The sequence below is a fragment of the Catenulispora pinisilvae genome (assembly GCF_015356865.1).
In the GTDB taxonomy this organism is placed as follows: Bacteria; Actinomycetota; Actinomycetes; order Streptomycetales; family Catenulisporaceae; genus Catenulispora; species Catenulispora pinisilvae.
In genome coordinates, this window is the sequence record NZ_JAAFZA010000571.1 from 1 (window position 1) to 598 (window position 598).

The following is a 598-nucleotide window of genomic DNA, read 5'->3' on the forward strand; positions in this document are numbered from 1 at the left end:
CTGTTGGCTACTGCCTCTGGTGGGCGTCCGCAGGTGCAGCATGAGTCGGGTCGGCCGTTGGATTTGAAGTTGCGTGGTGTGGGTTACCGGGTGCGGGTGGCGCAGGTCGGCGCGTCCCGGTTCCGGGTGGGTATCGAGGCCGGCGAGGCCGGGCAGGGCCCGGCGCGGACCGCTGACGTCGTATTGGACCGGTTCGATCGGCACACCGGCCTGATCGTGGTCAACGGTGAGCGGTTCCGGTTGTTGACCGCTACCCACGGCTCGGTGCATCAGGTGGAGGTGGATGGTGTCACGCATCGGGTGAGTCGGGATGAGGGTGGTGTGGTTCGTTCCCCGGCTCCGGCGTTGGTGATCGCTACGCCGTTGGCGGTGGGGGATGAGGCCGAGGCTGGTGCGCCGGTGGTGGTGCTGGAGTCGATGAAGATGGAGACGGTGCTGCGTGCGCCGTTCAAGGCCCGGTTGAGGGAGCTGGCGGTCACTGTCGGCAGCCAGGTGGAGACTGGCGCTCCGCTGATGCGGCTGGAGCAGATCGTCGAGGACGAGGACTCCGAAGGCGACACGTCTGGCACGTCTGGCACCGCGCAGCCGTCGTCCGAGG

At 67.9% G+C, this 598-nt stretch carries 1 protein-coding gene; it reads left to right on the plus strand.

Going from position 1 to position 598, the window contains the following annotated elements:
• A partial coding sequence (locus IZR01_RS49470; protein ID WP_369125532.1) for an acyl-CoA carboxylase biotin carboxyl carrier protein subunit occupies positions 1–598 on the plus strand: 598 nt, incomplete at both ends.